The organism is Pseudomonas brassicacearum, from assembly GCF_003732265.1.
GTDB lineage: Bacteria > Pseudomonadota > Gammaproteobacteria > Pseudomonadales > Pseudomonadaceae > Aquipseudomonas > Aquipseudomonas brassicacearum_D.
Window position 1 is genome coordinate 1 of record NZ_MOBK01000301.1, and the last position, 500, is coordinate 500.

Genomic DNA, 500 nt, shown 5'->3' on the forward strand with positions numbered 1-500 from the left:
CACTGGTGAAAAGTGCGCCGCTGCCGACGCCGGCCGATCCGCGTGCAGTCCTTTCCGATTACGTGCGCAGCAAGGACGCCACGCCGCAACTGATCCCCGCCCTCGCCGCCCTCACCGGGCACATTGGTGAGGAAGTCAAAGGTTACGGTTCGCTGGCAAAAGTCCCGGCCGAAGCCATGGGCAACGTGCGTAATGACATGTACCTGGCCAGCGAAAGCATTCGCCTGATGGACAAGAACAAGGTCGGCAATTTCGACGCCGACACCAGCAGCAAACTGCAACTGTTCAAGCAACAGATCGACAACGCCACGCGATTTATTCCGCTGTGGGTGAAGATCGCCGTGGCCATTGCGCTGGGACTGGGCACCATGGTTGGCTGGAAGCGGATTGTGGTGACGGTCGGCGAGAAGATCGGCAAGACCCATCTGACGTATGCCCAGGGTGCCTCGGCGGAAACCGTGGCGATGCTGACCATTGGTGCGGCGGACATGTTTGGTTTG

1 protein-coding gene is annotated in these 500 nt (G+C 60.2%); it reads left to right on the plus strand.

Annotated features, from left to right (window positions below; genetic code table 11):
• The coding region (locus BK660_RS31400; RefSeq protein ID WP_148057529.1) for an inorganic phosphate transporter at positions 1 to 500 on the plus strand (500 nt) is incomplete at both ends.